We start from the raw sequence: 21478 nt of genomic DNA, 5'->3' as shown, positions 1-21478 counted from the left end.
GCGGTCTTTACGGTTCGATAACCCTATAAATCATTGACGAAATTTCGCGCAATGCGAATGCAATGCCGGGGCGGGTGAACAGGGCGTAGACAAATTTCTATGCGCAAGGCGCCGCGCGATCCAAGCCGACTATCTTTCCGTTATTTTTTTGCGGATTCGCCTCATAAACAGGCAGCGGAACGCCGAAAATTCCTGATCGGTCCGGCCGGCGATCGAACGCGGCGGCGGCAAGTGATACCATTTTTTCAGACACTTATCGGAGAACGGTACCTGCAGAATGCGAGTGTGGGGCGCCAATGCCGAGAGTTCCGGCGAAGAAGACCAAAAAAAACGGGGCTGCAGCGGGTGCGCGCGGTGGGCGGCCGGCGAAGCGTAGTCCGAAACGCCCGGATCGCAACCGGCCTGTTGCAGCCGAGACCGGCGAAATCGCGCGCATGCGTGCGGAAGCCGAGGCGGCGATCGCGGAAGCCCGAAAGTCTCACGAACGGTTGCGGGAGGCCATCGACATCCTGCCGCAGGGCATCGTGTTTCTCGATGCCGATGGACGCTATATTCTCTGGAACAAGAAATATTCCGAGATCTACAGCCGCAGTTCGGACCTGTTCCAGCCCGGCGCGCGGCTGCAGGACACCATCCGCATCGGTGTCGCGCGCGGCGACTATCCCGAAGCGATCGGCCGCGAAGAGCAATGGATCGCCGAACGGCTCACCAGGCTTTATCAGCCCGGCGAGCGCCATGAGCAGGTCCTGGCCGACGGCCGCTGCATTCTGATCGAAGAACGGCTGACCGAGGACGGCGGCATCATCGGCCTGCGCGTCGACATCACCGAGCTGAAGCAGCGCGAGGCCTCGTTCCGGCTGCTGTTCGACAGCAACCCCATTCCGATGATTGTCTGCGCCCTGGACGACGAACGCATCCTCGGCGTCAATGGCGCCGCAGTCGAGCATTACGGCTATAGCCGCGCCGAATTCGAGAAGCTCACCATCCGCAGCGTCCAGGCTTTCGAATCCGAACCGCCATGGGCCGGCGAGCGCAGCAGCGACGAACAGGCGGCGCGGACCTGGAAGCATGTGCGTGCCGACGGTACGCTGATCGATCTGGCGATCTATTCGCGTCACCTGCTTTACGGCGACCAGCCCGCGGTGCTGCTGGCGTTGATGGACATCACCGAGCGCAAGCGCGCTGAAGCGCGGCTTGCCTTTATGGCCCAGCACGACGGCTTGACCGGCCTGCCGAACCGCAATCTGCTGCGTCAGAACATGGACGAGATTCTGCAGCACACACGGCGCAGTTCGGACAAGGCTGCGGTGCTGGTGCTTGGCCTCGACAATTTCAAGGCGGTCAACGACACGCTTGGCCACGGCATCGGCGACAAGCTCTTGCGTGCGGTTGCCAAGCGCCTGCGGTCGACGCTGCGCGAGGTAGATACGCTGGCCCGTCTCAACTCCGACGAATTCGCGATCGTCCAGAGCGGACTGACGCGCCCGGAAGATGCGGTATTGCTCGCCAGAAGGCTGCTGGAGGCGATCGGCGATCCCTATCTGTTTGATGGCCATTCCATCGTGATCGGCGCCAGCATCGGCATCGCGATGGCGCCCGGCGACGGCGACGAATCCGAAAAGCTGCTCAAGAATGCCGATATGGCGCTGTCGCGCGCCAAGAACGATTCACGCGGCACCTTCAGCTTTTTCGAAGCCGGAATGGACGCGCGTGCCCAAAGCCGCCGCAAGATCGAATCCGATCTGCGCGATGCCATCCAGAACGATGTGCTGCGGCCCTATTACCAGCCGCTGATCGACCTTTCGACCGGACGCGTCACCGGTTTCGAGGCGCTGGTGCGCTGGCCGGATCCCGAACGCGGCATGATTTCGCCGGCGGAATTCATCCCCGTCGCCGAAGAAACCGGTCTGATCAACGGGCTCGGCGGCCTGATGCTGCGCCGTGCCTGTGCCGATGCGGCACTCTGGCCGGAAGATGTTCGCGTCGCGGTCAACCTGTCGCCATTGCAGTTTCGCACCGGCAATCTGCTGTCGATCGTGATGGACGCGCTGAAGCAATCCGGCCTGCCCGCCAGGCGGCTGGAGCTGGAAATCACCGAGACCTTGCTCTTGGAAAAGAGCAGCCAGGTGCTGGCGACCCTGCATGCGCTGCGGGCGCTCGGCGTGCGCATTTCGATGGATGATTTCGGCACCGGCTATTCCAGCCTGAGTTATCTGCGAAGCTTTCCCTTCGACAAGATCAAGATCGACCAGTCGTTCGTGCGCGACCTTGCCGCCAATCGCGACGCGCAGGCGATCGTGCGTTCGATCATCAGCCTCGGTATCGGACTGGGCGTCACCATCACCGCCGAGGGTGTCGAGACCGAAGCCGAGCTGAGCTGGCTGCGCGCCGAGGGCTGCCACGAGGGACAGGGCTTCCTGTTCAGCAAGGCGCGGCCCAACGCCGAGGTCGTCGGGCTGCTGAAGGCGGCGCAGTCGGGTATCACCGCGGACATGGGCAAAAGCGCCGCGCTCGTCGCCTGACGATCGTCATTCTTTATTTCATACGCGCGGGTTTGCGTTTGTTGAGATGATAGGTCAGCGCCAGCGCCACGCAGTGGCGCAGCGCCGCCTGCGGAATCTCGTCCTGCGCGTTCAAGAGGATGCTCCGGTTGCCGCCATAGCTCAATTCGCTGGGGTACAGCTCGCGAAAGGTCTCGACCAGGTCGGTCTGGCAGTGGAAATACAGCGCGTATTGGTTGGCGGCGGATTTCACCTGGTCGATCCGGATCGTGCTGCCGCTTTTGGTCTGCGCCGTGAGATAGCTCGGCTGGCCCCATTTCAGGGTTTCCTGCAACGCGCCGACGCCTTTGGTGGTCCTTGCGGTGTCGAAGATCAGGCGACGCAGCGCCAGCAATCTGGCTCTGAGCGGCTTTGGATAGGCCTCGAAAACCGCATCGACCGCGGGGTTTGAAAAATCCGCGCGCGGCCGCTTGGCAACGTTGCTTCCAGCGTTCTTCCCTGTCGTGGTCTTCATCGCGCTGTCGCACACTCTGCCGGGGGCGCTGGTCAGCCTAGAACACCGCACCAACAGGTGGAAGCGGATTTTCCCGCAGGTTATTTCCTGCGCGCGCCCGACTTCGTTGCGGTTCGCTTGCGTGCCGCCACGGTTTTCGCAACGCAGATCGCGCCCCGGTTCACGACTTGGTGAGCCTCTGGGCCGCTACTGCCGTCTTATGGTAAGCTGCAAACAGCGTTGTAACCGGGTATCCCGCATGGGGTCTGACGCTGATATGTCCGCAATGCCCGCACCGCGCTATGCGCGGTTCTCGCGCCGGCTTCGCGCGATGCTGTTCGACTGGATCATCGCCCTGATCGTGATATACGGCGCGGTGCTGCTTGCAACCTCCGTGGGAAGCGACAATTTTTCGCGTGCGCTCGGAGTTCTGGTGATCGTTGCGCTGTTGCTGTATGAGCCGATTCTGGTGTCCCGGATCGGCGGCACGCTCGGGCATTATTTCAACAATCTGCGCGTCGTCGACGAGGACGATGGCGGCAATATCAGCTTCCCGAAGGCGTGTGCACGCGCCGTTATCAAGGGGGTGCTCGGCCTGTATTCGTTCGTGATTTTGGCAGTCACGAGCCGCAACCAGGCGGTACACGACCTGCTGACAGGTTCCACCGTGCAAATCCGCGATCCGGCAAAGGCGTTGAGCAGTCAATACATGATCGAGCGCACCGAACTTGCCGCGACTGACATGCCGTCGCCGCGTCGCCGCCTCGCTGTGATTTGCGGCTACCTGCTGCTGACGGCGATCGTTTATCTTCTCATCACCCGGGGCATCATCGCGGCAGGCCTTATCACCGACGGCTGTATCGACCGCAATGTCTGCTCGGCCAGCGACAGAATTCTGAGCCTCAACCTTGGCCTGGCGCTGCTTGCCGCGGGCGCAGCCTGTATTACGCTCGGGTGGCGAGGCAGACTTATCGGAGCGCGCGGCACATCCTAGCGAGGCGTCCCAGCCATGCCGACGCCTAGGCGGCGTCACGCAGGCTGGCCAGGAAAGTATCGACGCTGGCGAACAGCGTGGTGGCGTGCTGGTTGAGTTCGCTGGAGGCGACAAGGACGGTATCGGCCAGCGCGCGCGACTGGCCGGCGGCATGGCTGGCGCCGGCCACGTTGACCGCGACCTCGCTGGTGCCGGCGGCGACCTGTTGCACGCTTCGCGCAATCTCGCGTGTCGCCGAACCCTGTTCCTCGACCGCCGCGGCGATGGTGGTGGCGATCCCGCTGATCTCCCGGATGGTGTCGCCGATGCTGCCGATCGCGGTGACGCAATCGCCGGTGGAGGTCTGGATGGCGGCGACCTGCCCGGCGATCTCCTCGGTTGCCTTTGCGGTCTGGCTGGCGAGTTCCTTGACTTCGGATGCGACCACGGCAAAGCCCCGGCCGGCATCGCCGGCGCGCGCCGCCTCAATGGTTGCGTTCAGCGCCAGCAAATTGGTCTGGCTGGCGATCGCGCCGATCAGGCGAAGCACATCGCCGATCTTCTCGCCGGCGGCCGCGAGAGTTCCGACCATTTCCGTGGTTTGCGCGGCCTTGGCCACGGCGGCATCGGCGACGTCGCTGGAATGGGTGACCTGGCGGCCGATCTCGGTGACCGAAGAAGCCAGCTGTTCGGTGGCGGCGGCGACCGTGCTGACACTGGCCGATGCTTGTTCGGAGGCGGCGGCCGCTGCTGTGGCCTGCTCCGACGTGCCGTTGACGCTCTCGGTGATTTTTGCGGCGACGCGCTGCATATCCTCCGTCGCCCGCGCGACGGCACCGACCACGCTTTTGACGTCGGCTTCGAAGCGATCGGCCATTTGACGCTGCAGTGCCTTCTTTTCCAGCTCGGCCTCTTGTTTGGCGGCCTCCTGCGCGTCGCGCAGCGTGCGCGCCTCGATCATGTTGCGGCGGAACACGTCGACCGCTCCCGCCATTGAGCCGAGTTCGTCCTTGCGATCGCCGCCGGGGATCGTCACATCGGTATCGCCACTCGAGAGCCGGTTCATCACATCGGTGATCGCCGTCAACGGACGCGACATGCCGCGGCCAAGCAGAAACGCGAGCAAGGCGGCTGCGGCAAGAATGGCGGACGCGCCGATGATGAGATTACGCTGCGAACTCGCCGACGCCGCCTCATATTCGGTGGTATCCTTGACCAGTTCGATCACCGCGATCGGTTGCCCGGCATAATTCTTGATTTGTCCGAGATAGAGCGCGGCAGGATGGCCGTTGAGCGTGGCGTCGCGACGCAAGGTGCCGCCATCGAATACGCGTTTGAGCTCGTCCGGGGTGACATCAGAGCTGTCGCCCATGGTCGATGAGATCCTGACGAAGGCCTTGCCGTCGAAGCGGTGCACGGCCAGATCGATGCCGAAGCGCTGCTTGGCGCTGTCGACGAATTGCTTGCCAAAGGAAACGCCGATGTCGGCGACGGCGATGCTTTTGCCGTCACGCATGATCGGTGTCATGGCGAAGATGCCCAGTGAATCCCGTCCGGCTTCGACGCCGACGATCGGCTTGCCGGTCCTGTTCGACTCCACCACGGTCGCGCGCCGCACCGAGATGTCCTCGCCGAACGTCTTGGGATCGTGCGCCCGATAGAAGGCGATGGCCGGCGGCGCGTGGAAGCTGATCAGCGGAATACCCTGCGGCTTCAATGCCGCCATCGGCGCCAGAAGCAGCGCCGACATCGCGTCGCGGTCGCCTTTGGCGACCGCATCCGCCACCGGAGGAAACGTCGCGATCACGGCACTGACCGCCAGCGCCGCCCGGCCTTCATAGTCGATGGCGGCGATCACGCTGTCATATTGCAGCTTGAGCTGCTGGTCGAGCGCGAGCCGCATCAGGGAACGTTCCTGAATGATCGAAAATGTTCCGAGGATGCCGCAGGCCGCCGCCACGGTCAGCGAGATGGCAAGGATCAGGCGGGCCGCGATCGATCGAAGTTGGAACATGGGAAATCTGGGCTCCGCACCGGTTACCGCAAAGTCCCAGAAAGTGCTTAACAACTGATTGCCCGTGCAGTCGCAAGATCGTGAGAGCACAACCCTCAGGCGGTGTTGGCGGGCGCGCCAGCTCGGCCGCCCGCTGATAGCCGAAATACCGGCGGTTCTTGCCCGCGCGACCTAGTTTGTCGGTCCGCGCGGGATGGTGGCGGTGGCATCCAGCATCACCCTGCCGACATCCTCATAATGGTTGTCGCGGGCCTGGATCTGCTGCGCGATGGCGTGCATGTCGCGGAACCGGCGTTCGAACTTGTTGGCGCGGAACACGGCGGTGGCGCCGGCCATGTGATAGGCCGCATCAACCACGGAAGCCGCCTGATGAATGGTCCAGGTCGCGGCAAGACGCATCGCCGCGCGGCGCTCTTCCGAAACTTTGCCTGTCTGCGTGGCCTCGCTCCAGGCTTCCCCGGCCGTTGCATAGATATAGGCGCGCGCGGCGCGCAAATTGCCTTCCATGCGTCCGATCGCACCCAGAACCGCGTTGTTCTCGCGCATCGCCTTGAGGCCGACCGAGGACTTGCCGCGTGCCAGTTCGATGGCGGCATCGAGCGTCGCGCGCGCGACGCCGACCGAGATCGCGGCGAAGCCCAGTCCGAACATGGTGAAAGTCGTGAATCCGTAGAGCGGCCCTGTTTCGCGCAAGCCCGAGGGGTCGTCACGCAACGCCGCGAAATTTTCCGGAATGAACAGATCATCGACCGAGTAGGAATCGGTACCGGTGCCCCTCAGGCCGATCACGTCCCAGACATCGTGCATGGTGGCGCTGGCCGCCGGGAAGACGATGGTGCGTATCTCCGGCGTGCCATTCGGCTTTAACCGCTTGGTGCCGTCGGCCTCGATGACCCGGACATGGGCGCCGAGCCAGTTGGCCTGGCGCGAGCCGCTGGCGAAGTCCCAGCGCGCGGTGATGCGATAACCGCCGGGAACGACCTGCACCTCGTTGGCGATCGCGCCCCAGGCGAGGATGCTGTCGGGGGCATCGAAAATCTGGTGCGCGACATCGAGATCGAGATAGGCCGCCGTCATGGCGCAGACGCTGCACTGGCCGAGGCACCAGGCCGTCGAGGCATCGACCTTGGCTATTTCCTCCAGCACCTGCATGAAGATCTGGGGCTGCGCCTCGGCCCCCCCGACGCTTTGCGGCAGCAGCGACCGGTAAAGCCCGTTCTCGATCAGGGCGGCAACCACCGGCTGGGTCAGACGCCGGGTCCGCTCGATTTCTTCGGCCTCGCTGGCGATCAACGGCTGCAGCGCCCGCGCGCGGTCGACAAGGCCGAAACCGGGAAGTTTGTTCATGCGTTTCCTCGCCCCTTTTTGGGTTCTGATTGGCAACGGCGCAATGGTGATCTATCTGCCGTCGCGGATCAAGATGGGCAAGCGGGGATAAAAGTGTGCCGCGTTGGCCACAGGCCACGCGCCGCGCCAGTTCGATATCCACTGGCCATGATGAAAATTTGTGGTCGCTGTCTTGGTCGCTGCTTTGGCGCGGCGCAACCCGGCCGTCGGCGCTAGCTGGCCGGGGTCTTCTTGCCGACCAGCCCGACAATGATCATGGCAAGGCTGATCCCGCCGACGATGCCGGAGACCTGCCCAACCGTCTGCATCAGGGCGACGGGATCCGTCGACTGCGGTGCCATACCCTTCATGAAGAGGAAAAAGATGCAGGCCACGGCCAACAGCACGACACCAACGATGATCACCCGCCAATTTTTCTTTCGCATCACAAACTACCCTTTGTGCCGCATATCAGCGCGCGGCATTGTACGCGCAGGGTAGTGGCGTCGACATTCCCGCAGGTTCAATCAACGGAGCAGATTTCAGGGCTGGTTCAGGATGGGCGCGAGGGATGGGTGCTGCACTGGTTGCACACCGGTCATCGCGCCAGCCCGAGGACCAGAAGCAGCGCGCGGTCGAGTTGTTCGGATGTTTCAGCGTCGATGCGGCCGATAACCCGCCGAACGCGGTCGCGGCGGAGCGCGACCAGTTTATCGGTCATGATTTGCGACCGAAGGCGAAGACCGTTTCCCGGCGCAACCTCGATCAGCGGTCGGAGTGAAAGTCCGGCCTGCAGGTCAGACGAGACAGGACAGACCAGGATTGTCGAGAGGCCGGCGGTCAACTCGTCGGCTTGAACGACGATGCCGGGCCGCGGTCGTCCGAGATCGCTCGGAACGACCATCAGCACGACATCGCCGCGCGTTATTTCCACGATTCCCAATCGTAGACCGACTCGATCCAGTTATCGATCGCATCGTTTTCCGGATGCTGCGCCATCAATTTTACCTCACGGCGGACTTCCGCGAGCACCTTGGGATTACGTAGATCCGGCACCCAATGCTGCACCGGCCGCAGCCCCTGCGCGCGCAGGCGCTCGCGGCGCGAAGCCATGCGCTGCTGCGGGGTGCGGGGTTTTGACTTTTTCGGGGTCGAGGCCATGGACAAAGCGTAACATGTTACGACGGGAATCTCAATGGCGGATCGGGAGCCTCAGCTATCCACCTTCAGCGCGGCAATAAAAGCTTCCTGCGGGATGTCGACCTTGCCGAACTGCCGCATCTTCTTCTTGCCTTCCTTCTGCTTCTCCAGAAGTTTTCGTTTGCGCGTGATGTCGCCGCCGTAGCACTTGGCGGTGACATCCTTGCGCAGCGCGCGCACGGTTTCGCGCGCGATCACCTTGCCGCCGATCGCCGCCTGGATCGGAATCTGGAACATGTGCGGCGGGATCAGTTCCTTCATCTTCTCGACCATGGCGCGGCCGCGGCCTTCAGCGCGCTGGCGGTGCACCAGCATCGACAGCGCATCCACCGGCTCGTTGTTGACCAGGATCTGCATCTTGACGAGGTCGGCGGGCTTGTAGTCGGTGAGATGATAGTCGAACGAGGCATAGCCCTTCGAGACCGACTTCAGGCGGTCGTAGAAATCGAACACCACTTCGTTGAGCGGCAGTTCGTATTTCACCATCGCGCGATTGCCGACATAGGTGAGCTCTTTCTGCGAACCGCGCCGGTCCTGGCACAGCTTCAGCACGCTGCCGAGATATTCGTCGGGAGTCAGGATGGTGGCCTCGATCCACGGCTCCTCGATCTCGGCGATCTTCACCACGTCGGGCATGTCGATCGGATTGTGAATCTCGATCACTTCCCCGTCGGTGAGGCGCATCTTGTAGATCACCGAGGGCGCAGTCGCGATCAGATTGAGATCGAATTCGCGCGACAGCCGCTCCTGGATGATTTCCAGATGCAACAGGCCGAGGAAGCCGCAGCGGAAACCGAAGCCGAGCGCGGCCGAGGTTTCCATCTCGAACGAGAAGCTGGCGTCGTTGAGGCGCAATTTTCCCATCGCCGCGCGCAGCGTCTCGAAATCGTCGGCATCGACCGGAAACAGGCCGCAGAACACCACGGGGATCGCCGGCTTGAAGCCGGGCAGCATCTCGGTTACCGGCTTGCGATCATCGGTGATGGTATCGCCGACGCGGGTATCGGCGACTTCCTTGATCGCGGCGGTGATGAAGCCGATCTCGCCGGGGCCGAGTTCATCGACCTGCGTCATCTTGGGGGTGAAGAAACCGACCCGCTCGACGTCATAGGCGGCGTTGGTGCCCATCATCCGGATGCGCTGGCCCTTTTTCATCACGCCGTCGACAACCCGGACCAGCACCACGACGCCGAGATAGACGTCGTACCAGCTGTCGACCAGGAGCGCCTTCAGCGAGGCGTCGTGGTCGCCTTTCGGCGGCGGCAGCCGGTGCACGATGGCTTCCAGCACTTCATCGATGCCGAGCCCGGTCTTGGCCGAGATCATCACCGCGTCGGACGCATCGATGCCGATCACGTCCTCGATCTGCTGCTTGACCTGGTCCGGTTCCGCCGCCGGCAGGTCGATCTTGTTGAGCACCGGCACGATTTCATGGCCGGCATCGAGCGCATGGTAGACGTTGGCGAGCGTCTGCGCCTCGACGCCCTGGCTGGCATCGACCACCAGCAGCGAGCCTTCGCAGGCCGCCAGCGAACGCGACACCTCATAGGCGAAGTCGACATGGCCGGGCGTGTCGATCAAATTGAGGATGTAGGTCTTGCCGTCCTTGGCCGGGTAGGTCAGCCGCACGGTCTGCGCCTTGATGGTAATGCCGCGCTCGCGCTCGATATCCATGGAATCGAGCACTTGTTCCTTCATCTCGCGCGCCTGCAGGCCTCCGGTGGTCTGGATCAGACGGTCGGCCAGCGTCGATTTGCCATGGTCGATATGCGCAACAATGGCGAAGTTGCGGATGTTGGAAATAGGGATGGATGTCATGGGCGCGGGATAGCATTCGTCCCCCGACGCGGCAACCATATTACGCCGTTTTAGCGGCGCTTCTTCACGCCAAGCTGATTCCACTTCCGTGAAAAACGCGCTACGCACTGGGCCATGTCAACTGCATCATTATTGCCCGCGGCGTCCCGCACGCGCCGGCGGCGGCGACCGAGCATCCGGCGACTGGCGGCATGGCTCGCGGCGTTGGCTTCGTATCGCAAAACCGCCCCCTGGCTGGTGATCGGTTTTGCCGCCCTCCATGCCTGGTTCTGGACCTTCATCCTGATCAACCTCAAGGCGGCGCAGGACGTCCATATGGATGTCGCCGAAGCGTTCGCCTGGGGCCAGAAACTCCAGCTCGGCTACGGCAAGCATCCGCCGCTGGCGGGCTGGGTCGCCGGTCTCTGGTTCCAGCTGTTCCCGGTCACCGACTGGGCGACTTACGCGCTGGCGATGACGACGCTGGGCTGCGGACTCGTGATCTGTTGGCTGATCGCGGTGCGCGTGGTGGACTATCGCCGCGCCTTCTTCGTCGTGGTGATGCTGGCGCTCTATCCGATCTTTAATTTCAAGGGTTTCAAATATAATCCGGATCTGCTGCAACTGGTGACGCTGCCGCTGGTCGTGCTGGCTTATCTGAACGCGTTCGAAAAGCGCAGCGTGACATCGGGCCTGTGGCTCGGCCTGGCCGGTGCGCTGGCGCTGATGACGAAATACTGGGTGCTGACCATGATCGGCGCGGTCGGGCTCGCCGCGCTGCTGCACCCCGATCGCCTGCTGTTCCTGCGCTCGCCGGCGCCGTGGGTTGCTATTGCCACGCTCGTCGTCGCGATGGTTCCGCATCTGGTGTGGCTGGAGCGAGTGGACTTCGTGCCGCTGACCTATGCCGGCGACGTCTATGGACTTTCGAGCCGCGCGCAGAGCGCGGCACTCGTGCTCAACTATGTCGGCCACAATCTGGCGCTGCTGGCGCTGCCGGTGGCACTGGCGGTACTTGCGCTGGCCTTGCGGCCACGATGGTGGGCGACGCTGGTGCGACGGCCGCTGGCGCTGTTCACGCAAGCCTGGTCGCGCGGCGCCAATGCGGGCGTCAACGGATCGCAGGCGATCAATATCTGGATCATCCAGATCGTGGTCGCGATCGGGCCGCCGCTCGGCGGCCTGATCTTCATGGTCTATATGAAGACCGACTGGGGCATCTCGCTGTTCTTTCTGACCCCGCTGGCGCTGGTCGCCATTCCGTCGCTGCGCCTTCAGAAGGTGGCGCTGTTTCATCTCGTCCTGATCTGGTTCGCCGCCACGCTGGCGGTGCTGGTCGCCTCGCCGACCATCGCGGCGATCGAGATGGCCGCAAATCCCAACGGCGCCCTAAGCTACGGCGCGCGCTCCCAGCTGGCCCGCGAGCTGACGCGGGAATGGCATATGCGGTTCCATTCGCGGTGGGCGGTGGTCGCGGGCACCACGGAGGTCGGTGAGCCCCTGACGTTCTACAGTCCGGACCATCCGGCGCCGTTTACGCCGGGCGAAGTCTGGTCGTCGGGGCTGACCTCGCTCGAGGAGGCCAAACGGCTCGGCTTTATCGGCGTCTGCGATACGTCGGACGGACGGCTGCCGGTCTGCGAGGCCTGGATGGCGGCCAATGCTGGGGATGCCGAGCAAGTGGCGATCACCACGCAGCGCTTCTTCCAGGGTCATCCCGGTCCCGCGATCACCTGGAAGGTTTATATCGTCCCGCCGGCGAAGTAGCGTTCAGCGCGCCCCGAAGCTGGCCAGCGCGCCCGGTCACGTGCCTTCTTCGTTGAACTTGCTGGCGACCAGGTCGGTGATCGCCGCAATCGCGGCTTCGGCTTCGGGGCCGATCGCGGAGACCGTGATCGATGTGCCGGGCCCGGCGGACAGCATCATCAGTCCCATGATCGAGGTGCCGCCGACGGTTTCGCCGCCTTTGGTCACCCAGACTTCGGCATTGAATCGCTCGACCATCTGAACGAATTTGGCGGAGGCGCGCGCGTGCAGGCCGCGCTTGTTGATGATGGGAAGTTCACGGGAGACGGCGCCTGTCGGGACACTTGGTCCGGCAATCTCTTCGGGCGACGCGTCGTCGTCGCTCATTTGCCGGCGAGGACCCGGCTCGCGATGGTCACGTATTTGCGCCCGGCTTCCTGCGCCATCGCGATGGCGTCGGGGAGCGATCGCTCTTCGCGAACCTTGGCCAGCTTGACCAGCATGGGAAGATTGATTCCCGCGAGCACTTCCACTTTCGGGCGGCTCATGCAGGAGATCGCGAGGTTGGAGGGTGTGCCGCCGAACATGTCGGTGAGGATCGCAACGCCATCGCCACTGTCGACGCGGTTGACCGCTTCGATAATGTCACTTCGACACAAATCGGAGTCATCTTCGGCGCCGATCGTGACGGCTTCGATTTGTTTTTGCGGGCCCATGACATGTTCGAGCGCCGCCTTGAACTCGTCGGCAAGGCGCCCATGGGTCACAAGTACTAGACCAATCATCGGAAACTCCTCGTGGGTGCTTTTTGGTGCACCGCACGAACGCGCCACTTTGACCATCCAGAGCCCCCGCGCAAGAGGGGATTTTCGCGATTCTCCCGGAATCTAATGCTTGGGAGAGGGGCCGCGCCGGTCTATTCGGTCGCGAGTGTGGGACTGATATGGTTACCAATTCCCTTCAAGCAATTGGCCGAAGGTTGGGGGGATCCGTAACCGGCGGTTGTCGTCAATTCAGCCACAATCAGTGGGAGTGCTGAATAGCCTGCTCCCACCGGGATTCGCGGTAAACTGACACCGTGGATGCGCGTCAGCAGGGCTTCCGGGGGCGGCAGCCGCTCCGCATCCGCGGCGCCGAGATCGACCACCAGGCCCACAATGGCCTCATCGGCGAAGTCGCAGCGGCGAATACCTAACCCGCGAATTTCGATCAGGCCGGCCAATTCGCGCGCCGGGCGGACGACCAACTGGTCCTGCTGCTGGTCTTTCAGCTGCCCCTGGCGCGCCTCGAGGTGGACGCGGTCATCGCCGATCAGCACGGCGGGCGCTATGTGCCCGGCACGTCCGGCCAAAATGAGATCGAACGCCAGCCGCGATTTGCCGGCGCCTGACGGCCCGCGGATCAGCACGGCGCGATTTCCGACCAGTACGGCCGAGGCGTGAACGCTCGCACTTGCCGTGTCGCTCATGGCGCGGGCAGCCTGACCACAAAGCGCGCCCCGGCGATCGTCGCCTCGCCTTCGGCGCTGAGCGGACCCGCGCGGTTTTCCGCCCAGATGCGTCCGCCATGGGCTTCCACGATCTGCTTTGAGATCGACAGTCCGAGCCCGGAATTCTGTCCAAAACCCTGATGCGGCCGGTCGGTGTAGAAGCGCTCGAAGATCCGCTGCAGCGCATCTTCGCGAATTCCCGGCCCGTCATCGTCGACCACGATTTCAATTTCCGATTTGACGCGGCGGCAAATGATGCGGACCTTGCCGCCCGCTTCGGAAAACGACTGGGCGTTGACCAGAAGATTCGAGATCACCTGTCCCAGCCGTGAATCATGGCCCGGCACCGAGAAAGCGTCGGCGGGGTTGCGGCCTTCGAAGCGGACTTCGACCGCGATATTGTTGCCGAGGCGGGTTTCGTTGGCGACCGTGGTCAGGGTGGTGAGCAGGCGGCGAAGATCGACCGAGGTCATGTCCTGGCGCTGCAATTCGGCGTCGAGCCGGCTCGCATCGGAAATGTCCGAGATCAGCCGATCGAGCCGCTTGACGTCATGTTCGATCACCGCCAGCAGCCGCGCGCGGCTGTTCTCGTTGCGCGCCAGCGGCAGCGTCTCGACCGCGGAGCGCAGCGACGTCAGCGGGTTCTTCAGCTCATGGGCAACGTCGGCGGCGAACATCTCGATCGCCTCGATGCGGTTATAGAGCGCGTCGGTCATGTCGCGCAGCGCGCCGGACAGATGCCCGATCTCGTCGCGGCGGCGGGTGAAATCGGGAATCTCGACGCGGGTCCGGATCCGGCGCCGGACCCGCTCGGCGCTGTCGGCAAGCCGGCGCACCGGGCCGGCGATGGTGCTCGCCAGCAGCAATGACAGCACGATCATCACCGCCGACGCGACGCCGCCGACTTTCAGGATCGCGAGCCGCTCGGCGGTCACCATCTGGTCGATGTCGTCGCCCTGGGTCGAGAGCATCAGCGCGCCATGCACCGCGCGGAAACGCTGCACCGGCACCGCGACCGAGACGATCACCTCGCCACGCTGATTGACGCGCACCATGCTGTTCTTCTGGCCGTTGAGGGCGCCAGCGACCTCTTCATAGCCGTTGCCGCCTTCCGGTCCGAGTTCGCGATACAGCGGCAGATCGCCGCGATTGAGCCAGGTGCGGATGGCGATCGTGGTCCGCTCCAGCAGGCCCGGCTTGGCGTCGGAAAGCGGCGGCAGATTGTCCCGCAGCACGGCGTCGAGGCTGCGGCTGTCCAGGATCAATCCGCCATTGGGATCGAAAATGCGGGCCCGGGTCTTGGTCGGCGAAATCAGCCGTCGCAACACGGGCGCGACCCGCTCCGGGTTGATCGGAAAATCCAGCCCGGAATATTCGTCGGGCGCGTTGTAGGTTTCTCCGGGTTTCAGATCCTGCAACCGGTCGGGGTCGATGGTGATGGTGTTGGTCTCGACCGTCGCCGAGGCCGCGATCGCACCGGCGATGATCTCGGCCTGCACCAGAAGGCTTTGCGCCCGCGCATCGATCAGGCCGGCACGGAACTGCGAAAGATAGAGGATGCTCGCCACCAGCGCGAGCAGGCCGGCGAGGTTGAGCGAAACGATGCGGCGGGTCAGGCTGGAGAAGCTGAGCGCGAAAAAAAACTGACCGATCCGGCGCAGCCAGCCGAGCACCCGCTGCCAGCCCGGCACCGGCGGATTGTCGGCGGCAACGGTATCCAGCACCACGGACGGCGGGGCGTCCTCGGCATTCACGCCCGGATCAGGCTGCGTTCGATCAAGCAATGGCCAAAACCGCCGGTTGTTGCCAAAGGTTCCGCGAGGCGTCGCCTTTGCATATTACCCCAGACGCGCGGCGGCGTCAGTTCACAAGCCGCGCGCGAAGTGTTCGTCAATCAGGTTTCCTTGAAACGGTAACCGACGCCGTAGAGGGTTTCGATCATCTCGAAATCGTCGTCCACGACCTTGAACTTCTTGCGTAGCCGCTTGATGTGGCTGTCGATGGTGCGATCGTCGACATAGACCTGATCGTCATAGGCCGCGTCCATCAGGGCGTTGCGGCTTTTGACCACACCGGGGCGCGTGGCCAGCGCCTGCAGGATCAGGAATTCCGTTACCGTCAGGGTCACCGGTTCGTTCTTCCAGGTACAGGTGTGACGTTCGGGGTCCATACGCAGCAGCCCGCGGTCCAATGCCTTGGCGTCGGTTTCCTTGGGCACGGCGGTGGGATCTTTCGGCGCCGCGCGGCGCAGCACCGCCTTGACGCGTTCGACCAGCAGGCGTTGCGAAAACGGCTTGCGGATGAAATCGTCGGCGCCCATTTTGAGACCGAACAATTCGTCGATTTCCTCATCCTTGGAGGTGAGGAAAATCACCGGCAGGTCGGACTTCTGCCGCAGCCGCCGCAACGTCTCCATGCCGTCCATGCGCGGCATCTTGATGTCGAGGATGGCAAGGTCCGGCGGACTGGTACGGAAGCCGTCGAGCGCGGAAGCGCCATCCGTGTAGGTCATGATGCGATAGCCTTCAGCTTCGAGCGCGATCGAGACCGATGTGAGAATGTTGCGGTCGTCGTCGACCAAGGCGATTGTGGGCATGAGCCTGCTTTCCGAAACGGTGAAATGTAGAGCAATTCGGCGATGCGCCGTATAAGTGGGCTGCTAACGCGGTCAACGAGCAATGCAAGCTGGGCTGAAGTGTGACCGAGTTCCCGAAATGCCCTTAGCGAACCATGGCGACCGAGCCTATATGGGCATTGGTTTAGCCGGAAAAAGGCTCTTAATGCAATGAGATATGCGGAAATGATCGATGCAGCCCATCGCTGATTTCAATCCGTCGAAGCAGGCCAGATTACTGTTGCGGCGGAGCCGGCAGGGGGCTTTGGCGACCCTGATGGCCGGCAGCGGCGATCCCTATTGTTCGCTGGTGAATGTCGCGAGCCAGCCCGACGGCGCGCCGATCCTGCTGATTTCGCGCCTGGCGCTGCACACGAAAAATATCCTCGGCGATGCCAGGGTCTCGCTGATGCTGGACGAACGCGTCGAGGGCGACCCGCTCGAGGGATCTCGGATCATGCTGGCGGGCCGGGCCGAGGAAGCCAAAGGCGATCAGGCGGCGACCGCGCGCCGGCGCTATTTGAATGCCCATCCATCTGCCGAAGCCTTTGTAGACTTTAAGGATTTTTCATTTTTCAGGATCGAGCCCCTGGCGGCGCATCTGGTCGCGGGGTTCGGCCGGATTGTCGACCTCCAGCCGGAGCAGTTCCTGACCGATATCTCCGATGCCGCAGCCCTGCTGGAGGCCGAGCAGGGCGCGATCGAGCACATGAATGCCGATCATCTCGAGGCGATGAACCTCTACGCGACGAGGCTGCTCGGGGCCCATTCGGCGGACTGGCGCTGTACCGGCTGCGACCCCGATGGCATCGACATCGCGGCCGGGACGAGGGTGCTGCGGCTGGATTTTCCGGAGCGGGTGACCGGGCCGGGAGAGTTGAGGAAGATGCTGGTGAAGCTCGTGACCGACGCTCGCGCAGCGGAGGGCGGATAGTCGCAGCCTACTTTTTGAACGGACGCGGTAGTTGTCGCGACCCATGGCACGCCTCTTCTGCGGGGCGGTGAGGCGTGCGGATCATGAAATCGGGCAATCGGCTGGTCCTGACGCTGGGGGTGGCGCTGATCGCGGGCGCGTGTCTCAGCGCTCCGTCGTTGGCGCAAAAGATTGAGATGGGTGCACGCAGTTCCGCGATCGCGGAACTCAGCCGGGCCGGAAAATACACCCAGGCGATCCCGCTGGCGCAGCGGCTGCTCGCGGATCTCGAAAAGAACTATGGTCCGTTCAACCGCGACGTAGCGGGTGCGCTGAACAATCTGGCGATGCTGTATGGAAGCCAGGGGCAGGATGCCGAGGCCGAGCCGTTGTATCGCCGATCGATCGCGATCCTGGAAAAACTGGATGGTCTTGATTCATCGCAAGTCGCCCCCGAGCTGAACAATCTGGCGGCGCTTTACCAGCGGCAGCAGCGCTACGCTGACGCCGAGCCGCTGTTCAAGCGGTCGCTGGCGATCCGCGAGAAGGCGCTCGGTCGCGATCATCCCGATGTCGGGCAATCCCTCAACAACCTGGCGACCAATTACGAGAAGCAGGATCGCCACGCCGACTCCGAGCCACTGTTCCAGCGTGCGCTCGCGATCTACGAGAAGGCGCTCGGCCCGCAGCATCCCGCGGTCGCGACCCTGCTGAACAATCTCGGCCAGGTTGACAAGGTCGAGGGCCGCGTCAGTGAGGCCGAACCGCTGATCAAGCGGTCGCTGGCGATCCGCGAGAAGGTGCTCGGGCGCGATCATCCCGATGTCGCGAGATCCCTCAACAATCTGGCGGACCTCTATGAACGGCAGGACCGCCTCGCGGACGCCGAGCCGCTCTATCAGCGCGCGCTGGCGATCCGCGAGCGCGCGCTGGGCGCAGCGCATCCCGATGCCGCGACATCGGCGAATAATCTGGCCTTGCTCTACCAGAAGGAGGGACGCGTCGCCGACGCCGTCCCGATTGTGGAAAGGCTGATTGCCGGCGGCAGCGCGCAGCCGCACGTCGCGCTGGCCGTATTGTGGGGCGCGCAGCGCCAACAGCTGATGCCGCCTGAGAAAGCGCTGGATGACGCGCTCAATGTCATTCAGCGCGGCACCCAGTCGTCGGCGGCTGTTGCCGTGAACAAGCTCGCGGTCCGGCTGGCCGCGGGAAACGATCGCCTCGCCGAACTGGTTCGCCGGGATCAGGACCTGTCCAGTGAAGCCGAAACACTGGACAAGGCGATCGTGGCCGCGGTCTCCAAGGAGCCCTCGAAGCGCGACGTCGCGGCCGAGCAACGCAGCCGGGACCGACTGGCCGCGATTGCCGTCGAGCGCGCCACGTTGCAAAAAACCTTCACGGCCGAATTTCCCGATTACGCCGCTTTGTCGAATCCGCTGCCGATGACGGCTACCGAGATTCAAGCTCTGCTGTCCGCCGACGAGGCCATGGTGCTGTTCGCGGTCGCCGACCAAGAGAGCTACGTCATCGCGATCACGCGCGAGGGCTTCGACTGGAAGCCGCTGCCGCTTGGCGCCGAAGCGCTTTCGCTAAAGGTCGCCGCTTTTCGCCGCGGGTTGAACGTCGCCAATGCGAGCGATGCCACCGGCAAGTCCGGGCTGTTCGATCTTGCGCTCGCCAATGGACTGTATGAAGCGCTGCTGGGTCCGGTCGAGCCAAAGGTCAGGGCCAAGCGCAGCCTTCTGGTGGTGCCGGCGGGCGCGCTAACCGCGCTGCCGTTCCATCTGCTGGTGACGGAAAAGCCGGCCGCCGCGATCCCGGAAAAAATCGATGGCTATCGCGATGCGGCCTGGCTGATCAAACGTCAGGCGGTGTCGGTGCTGCCGTCGGTGGCGAGCCTGAAATCGCTGCGCGCTTTTGCGCGCAAGGATCAGGGGATCAAGCCGATGACCGGCTTCGGGGACCCCGTGTTCAACCCGGCGCAGCAGGGCGGCGGAGACCAGCGTACCGCGACCAGATCGGCGTCCCGTAGCGTGACGACGGCAGCCTATACCGATTTCTGGCAGGGCGCGGGGGTCGATCGCGCGAAGCTTGCGCAGGCGTTGCCGCCATTGCCGGATACCGCCGACGAACTGAACGAGGTGGCGAAAGACCTCGGCGTTGGCGCATCCGACATCCATCTCGGCGCGGACGCCAGCGAGACGACGGTCAAGCGGGCCCCGTTGGCCGACTACGGCATCATCTATTTTGCGACCCATGGCCTGGTCGCGGGCGACGTCAAAGGCCTGGCCGAACCGTCACTGGCGCTGAGCACTCCGAAGCAGCCTTCCGAACTCGATGACGGCCTGCTCACGTCAAGCGAAGTCGCGCAACTGAAGCTCAACGCCGATTGGGTGGTGCTGTCGGCGTGCAATACCATTGCCGGCGACAAACCGGGTGCCGAAGCCTTGTCCGGCCTCGCGCGGTCGTTCTTCTATGCCGGCGCAAGGGCGCTTCTGGTCTCGCATTGGGCGGTGGATTCGGAAGCCGCGACGAGGCTTACCACCGCGACTTTCCAGCGACTGAAATCCGACCCCAGGATCGGCCGTGCCGAGGCGCTTCGTCAGGCCATGCTGGCTTATCTCCAAGACACCTCGTCGCCCAGGAATGCCTATCCGGCGTTGTGGGGACCGTTCGCCCTGATCGGCGAGGGCGCCAGCCGCTGAGGCTATTGTGCGTTGCAGCAAGTCGGAAGTTCCGCCAATTCGGCGCCCGATCGGCATATCGCAGCGCCGGTCGGATCACCTTGCACCGCAACAGGTTTTTGATCCGGATCAAGGATCCGCGCCGGAATAAACCAAATACGAAGGGATCGGCTTGGCAAGCCCGGCGTTCATCAATATTAGGTCGCCGGACCGGGGTCATACGGTTATATTGAATTAACGGTTACCGCGACAGGGGCGCGTCCAGCGGCTTTCGCGCCATCGAGATACGCGGGTTCAGGAGGGTTATTTCGTGCAAGAGACGGGCGTGCATAACGGTGCCTTCGGCGCCGACAAATTCGGCTTAAAAAAACTCAAAAGCGTGAACTGGAACTTTGGCGCGCCGCAACTCTATGAGCATGCGCTGCGGACCGGCGAAGCCGTGCTGTCGGCCGATGGCGCGTTGTGCGCGGATACCGGTGTGTTCACCGGCCGCAGCCCGAAGGACAAATTTACCGTCCGTGACGCGACCACCGACAAGAACATGTGGTGGGCCGGCAACCAGTCGATCACCTCGGAGCAGTTCGAGACGCTCTACAAGGATTTCCTCGGCCACGCCGAAGGCATGACGCTGTTCGCGCAGGATCTCTATGGCGGCGCCGATCCGAGCTTCCGGATCAAGACCCGGGTCTTTACCGAGCTGGCCTGGCATTCGCTGTTTATCCGCACGCTCTTGATCCGCCCGGAGACCTCCGAGCTTGCGGGCTTCGTGCCTGAACTTACCATCATCGATCTGCCGAGCTTCCGGGCCGATCCCAAACGCCACGGCTGCAAGTCCGAAAACGTCGTCGCGATCGATTTCGCCCGCAAGATCGTCCTGATCGGCGGGTCTTATTATGCCGGCGAGATGAAGAAGTCGGTGTTCACCACGCTGAATTACTACCTGCCGGAAAAGGGCGTGATGCCGATGCATTGCTCGGCCAATGTCGGCCCCGACGGCGATGCCGCGATCTTCTTCGGCCTGTCCGGAACCGGAAAGACCACGCTCTCGGCGGACCCGAAGCGCACCCTGATCGGTGACGACGAGCATGGCTGGGGCAGCGACGGCATCTTCAATTTCGAGGGCGGCTGCTACGCCAAATGCATCAAGCTGTCGAAAGAGGCCGAGCCCGAGATCTTCGCCGCCAGCAAGCGCTTCGGCGCGGTGCTGGAGAATGTGGTGCTGCACGAACATTCCCGCGAGCCGGACTTCGACGACGGCTCAAAAACCGAGAACACCCGTTCGGCCTATCCGCTCGAATTCATCCCCAATGCGTCGCGAACCGGCCGGGCCGGCCAGCCGAAGAACGTGGTGATGCTGGCGGCCGACGCCTTCGGCGTGTTGCCGCCGATTGCCAAGCTGACGCCGGCGCAGGCGATGTATCACTTCCTGTCCGGCTATACCGCCAAGGTGGCCGGTACCGAGCGCGGCCTCGGCAATGAGCCGCAGCCGGAATTCTCGACCTGCTTCGGTTCGCCGTTCCTGCCGCGCGATCCGTCGGTCTATGGCAACATGCTGCGCGAGCTGATCGCCAAGCACGATGTCGATTGCTGGCTGGTCAATACCGGCTGGACCGGCGGCAAGTATGGCACCGGCGGCCGGATGCCGATCAAGGTGACGCGGGCGCTGTTGACCGCGGCGTTGAATGGCTCGCTGCGCAAGGTCGATTTCCGCACCGACAAGTATTTCGG

General features: G+C 63.4%; 18 protein-coding genes. 6 read left to right on the top strand and 12 right to left on the bottom strand.

Going from position 1 to position 21478, the window contains the following annotated elements; translation table 11 throughout:
* The first annotated feature begins 434 nt into the window (after nt 1–434).
* Nucleotides 435–2522 carry a putative bifunctional diguanylate cyclase/phosphodiesterase gene (locus ABR948_RS05665; RefSeq protein ID WP_428114477.1) on the top strand — a complete coding sequence of 696 codons (2088 nt, stop codon included), beginning with the start codon at nt 435–437 and terminating at the stop codon, nt 2520–2522.
* 13 nt (nt 2523–2535) lie between these two features.
* Here ABR948_RS05665 and ABR948_RS05660 read toward each other — a convergent pair whose 3' ends face one another.
* On the bottom strand, nt 2536–3015 hold the full coding sequence (locus tag ABR948_RS05660) for a DUF1801 domain-containing protein (protein ID WP_428114475.1): 480 nt from the start codon (nt 3013–3015) through the stop codon (nt 2536–2538).
* Nucleotides 3016–3214: 199 nt separating this feature from the next.
* Between ABR948_RS05660 and ABR948_RS05655 the strand changes: the two genes are divergently transcribed.
* Complete coding sequence (locus ABR948_RS05655; protein ID WP_428114503.1) at nt 3215–3988, top strand: RDD family protein; 774 nt, start codon at nt 3215–3217, stop codon at nt 3986–3988.
* A 25-nt stretch (nt 3989–4013) separates the two neighbouring features.
* Here ABR948_RS05655 and ABR948_RS05650 read toward each other — a convergent pair whose 3' ends face one another.
* From ABR948_RS05650 to lepA, 6 genes are all read right to left on the bottom strand, one after another.
* Entirely contained in the window at nt 4014–5981 is a 1968-nt protein-coding gene (locus ABR948_RS05650; protein WP_428114474.1) for a methyl-accepting chemotaxis protein, read from the bottom strand.
* Between the two features lie 171 nt (nt 5982–6152).
* Nucleotides 6153–7328 (bottom strand): acyl-CoA dehydrogenase family protein, encoded by a 1176-nt coding sequence (locus ABR948_RS05645; RefSeq protein ID WP_428114473.1) that lies wholly within the window; start codon nt 7326–7328, stop codon nt 6153–6155.
* A 212-nt stretch (nt 7329–7540) separates the two neighbouring features.
* On the bottom strand, nt 7541–7753 hold the full coding sequence (locus ABR948_RS05640) for a hypothetical protein (RefSeq protein ID WP_428114471.1): 213 nt from the start codon (nt 7751–7753) through the stop codon (nt 7541–7543).
* A gap of 152 nt (nt 7754–7905) precedes the next feature.
* A complete protein-coding gene (locus ABR948_RS05635) occupies nt 7906–8241 on the bottom strand; it encodes a type II toxin-antitoxin system PemK/MazF family toxin (RefSeq protein WP_428114470.1) in 336 nt (111 codons plus the stop codon).
* Nucleotides 8232–8420, bottom strand: a complete 189-nt coding sequence (locus ABR948_RS05630; protein WP_428114469.1) for an antitoxin MazE family protein — start codon at nt 8418–8420, stop codon at nt 8232–8234. Before ABR948_RS05630 ends, ABR948_RS05635 begins: the two co-directional genes overlap by 10 nt.
* Before the next feature lie 99 nt (nt 8421–8519).
* Entirely contained in the window at nt 8520–10325 is a 1806-nt protein-coding gene (lepA, locus tag ABR948_RS05625; protein WP_428114467.1) for a translation elongation factor 4, read from the bottom strand.
* Between the two features lie 114 nt (nt 10326–10439).
* On the opposite strand from lepA, the gene ABR948_RS05620 reads away from it, so the two are divergent.
* Nucleotides 10440–12071, top strand: coding sequence for a glycosyltransferase family 39 protein (locus ABR948_RS05620; RefSeq protein WP_428114465.1), 1632 nt, complete (start codon nt 10440–10442; stop codon nt 12069–12071).
* Between the two features lie 36 nt (nt 12072–12107).
* Here ABR948_RS05620 and ABR948_RS05615 read toward each other — a convergent pair whose 3' ends face one another.
* The 5 genes from ABR948_RS05615 to ABR948_RS05595 form a co-directional block, all read right to left on the bottom strand.
* Nucleotides 12108–12437: an HPr family phosphocarrier protein gene (locus tag ABR948_RS05615; RefSeq protein ID WP_428114463.1), complete on the bottom strand. Its 330-nt coding sequence runs from the start codon at nt 12435–12437 to the stop codon at nt 12108–12110.
* A complete protein-coding gene (locus ABR948_RS05610; RefSeq protein ID WP_024509305.1) occupies nt 12434–12835 on the bottom strand; it encodes a PTS sugar transporter subunit IIA in 402 nt (133 codons plus the stop codon). The genes ABR948_RS05615 and ABR948_RS05610 overlap by 4 nt, the downstream gene beginning before the upstream one ends.
* A 131-nt stretch (nt 12836–12966) precedes the next feature.
* The gene (locus tag ABR948_RS05605; protein WP_428114462.1) at nt 12967–13518 is read right to left on the bottom strand and encodes an HPr kinase/phosphorylase; all 552 of its coding nucleotides are present in this window, start codon (nt 13516–13518) and stop codon (nt 12967–12969) included.
* Entirely contained in the window at nt 13515–15323 is a 1809-nt protein-coding gene (locus tag ABR948_RS05600) for a stimulus-sensing domain-containing protein (protein ID WP_428114461.1), read from the bottom strand. The genes ABR948_RS05605 and ABR948_RS05600 overlap by 4 nt, the downstream gene beginning before the upstream one ends.
* A 110-nt stretch (nt 15324–15433) precedes the next feature.
* On the bottom strand, nt 15434–16135 hold the full coding sequence (locus tag ABR948_RS05595; protein ID WP_029587720.1) for a response regulator transcription factor: 702 nt from the start codon (nt 16133–16135) through the stop codon (nt 15434–15436).
* A 211-nt stretch (nt 16136–16346) separates the two neighbouring features.
* On the opposite strand from ABR948_RS05595, the gene ABR948_RS05590 reads away from it, so the two are divergent.
* The 3 genes from ABR948_RS05590 to ABR948_RS05580 all read left to right on the top strand — a co-directional run.
* A complete protein-coding gene (locus ABR948_RS05590; RefSeq protein WP_428114459.1) occupies nt 16347–17087 on the top strand; it encodes a HugZ family pyridoxamine 5'-phosphate oxidase in 741 nt (246 codons plus the stop codon).
* An 83-nt stretch (nt 17088–17170) separates the two neighbouring features.
* Nucleotides 17171–19771, top strand: a complete 2601-nt coding sequence (locus tag ABR948_RS05585; RefSeq protein ID WP_428114458.1) for a CHAT domain-containing tetratricopeptide repeat protein — start codon at nt 17171–17173, stop codon at nt 19769–19771.
* A gap of 289 nt (nt 19772–20060) precedes the next feature.
* Nucleotides 20061–21478 (top strand): phosphoenolpyruvate carboxykinase (locus tag ABR948_RS05580; protein ID WP_428114457.1); only part of this gene is annotated, 1418 nt, incomplete at its 3' end.

The organism is Bradyrhizobium sp., from assembly GCF_050014615.1.
In the GTDB taxonomy this organism is placed as follows: domain Bacteria; phylum Pseudomonadota; class Alphaproteobacteria; order Rhizobiales; family Xanthobacteraceae; genus Bradyrhizobium.
Note: the sequence above shows the minus strand (reverse complement) of the source record. Positions and strands in the feature narration are given on the sequence as shown.

What these genes read in the sequence shown, in the direction of transcription:
- ABR948_RS05665 (WP_428114477.1), top strand. Translation starts at nt 435, where the DNA reads ATGCGTGCGGAAGCCGAGGCGGCGATCGCGGAAGCCCGAAAGTCTCAC.
- ABR948_RS05660 (WP_428114475.1), bottom strand. Translation starts at nt 3,015, where the DNA reads ATGAAGACCACGACAGGGAAGAACGCTGGAAGCAACGTTGCCAAGCGG.
- ABR948_RS05655 (WP_428114503.1), top strand. Translation starts at nt 3,215, where the DNA reads ATGGTAAGCTGCAAACAGCGTTGTAACCGGGTATCCCGCATGGGGTCT.
- ABR948_RS05650 (WP_428114474.1), bottom strand. Translation starts at nt 5,981, where the DNA reads ATGTTCCAACTTCGATCGATCGCGGCCCGCCTGATCCTTGCCATCTCG.
- ABR948_RS05645 (WP_428114473.1), bottom strand. Translation starts at nt 7,328, where the DNA reads ATGAACAAACTTCCCGGTTTCGGCCTTGTCGACCGCGCGCGGGCGCTG.
- ABR948_RS05640 (WP_428114471.1), bottom strand. Translation starts at nt 7,753, where the DNA reads ATGCGAAAGAAAAATTGGCGGGTGATCATCGTTGGTGTCGTGCTGTTG.
- ABR948_RS05630 (WP_428114469.1), bottom strand. Translation starts at nt 8,420, where the DNA reads ATGGCTTCGCGCCGCGAGCGCCTGCGCGCGCAGGGGCTGCGGCCGGTG.
- lepA (WP_428114467.1), bottom strand. Translation starts at nt 10,325, where the DNA reads ATGACATCCATCCCTATTTCCAACATCCGCAACTTCGCCATTGTTGCG.
- ABR948_RS05620 (WP_428114465.1), top strand. Translation starts at nt 10,440, where the DNA reads ATGTCAACTGCATCATTATTGCCCGCGGCGTCCCGCACGCGCCGGCGG.
- ABR948_RS05615 (WP_428114463.1), bottom strand. Translation starts at nt 12,437, where the DNA reads ATGAGCGACGACGACGCGTCGCCCGAAGAGATTGCCGGACCAAGTGTC.
- ABR948_RS05610 (WP_024509305.1), bottom strand. Translation starts at nt 12,835, where the DNA reads ATGATTGGTCTAGTACTTGTGACCCATGGGCGCCTTGCCGACGAGTTC.
- ABR948_RS05605 (WP_428114462.1), bottom strand. Translation starts at nt 13,518, where the DNA reads ATGAGCGACACGGCAAGTGCGAGCGTTCACGCCTCGGCCGTACTGGTC.
- ABR948_RS05595 (WP_029587720.1), bottom strand. Translation starts at nt 16,135, where the DNA reads ATGCCCACAATCGCCTTGGTCGACGACGACCGCAACATTCTCACATCG.
- ABR948_RS05590 (WP_428114459.1), top strand. Translation starts at nt 16,347, where the DNA reads ATGCAGCCCATCGCTGATTTCAATCCGTCGAAGCAGGCCAGATTACTG.
- ABR948_RS05585 (WP_428114458.1), top strand. Translation starts at nt 17,171, where the DNA reads ATGAAATCGGGCAATCGGCTGGTCCTGACGCTGGGGGTGGCGCTGATC.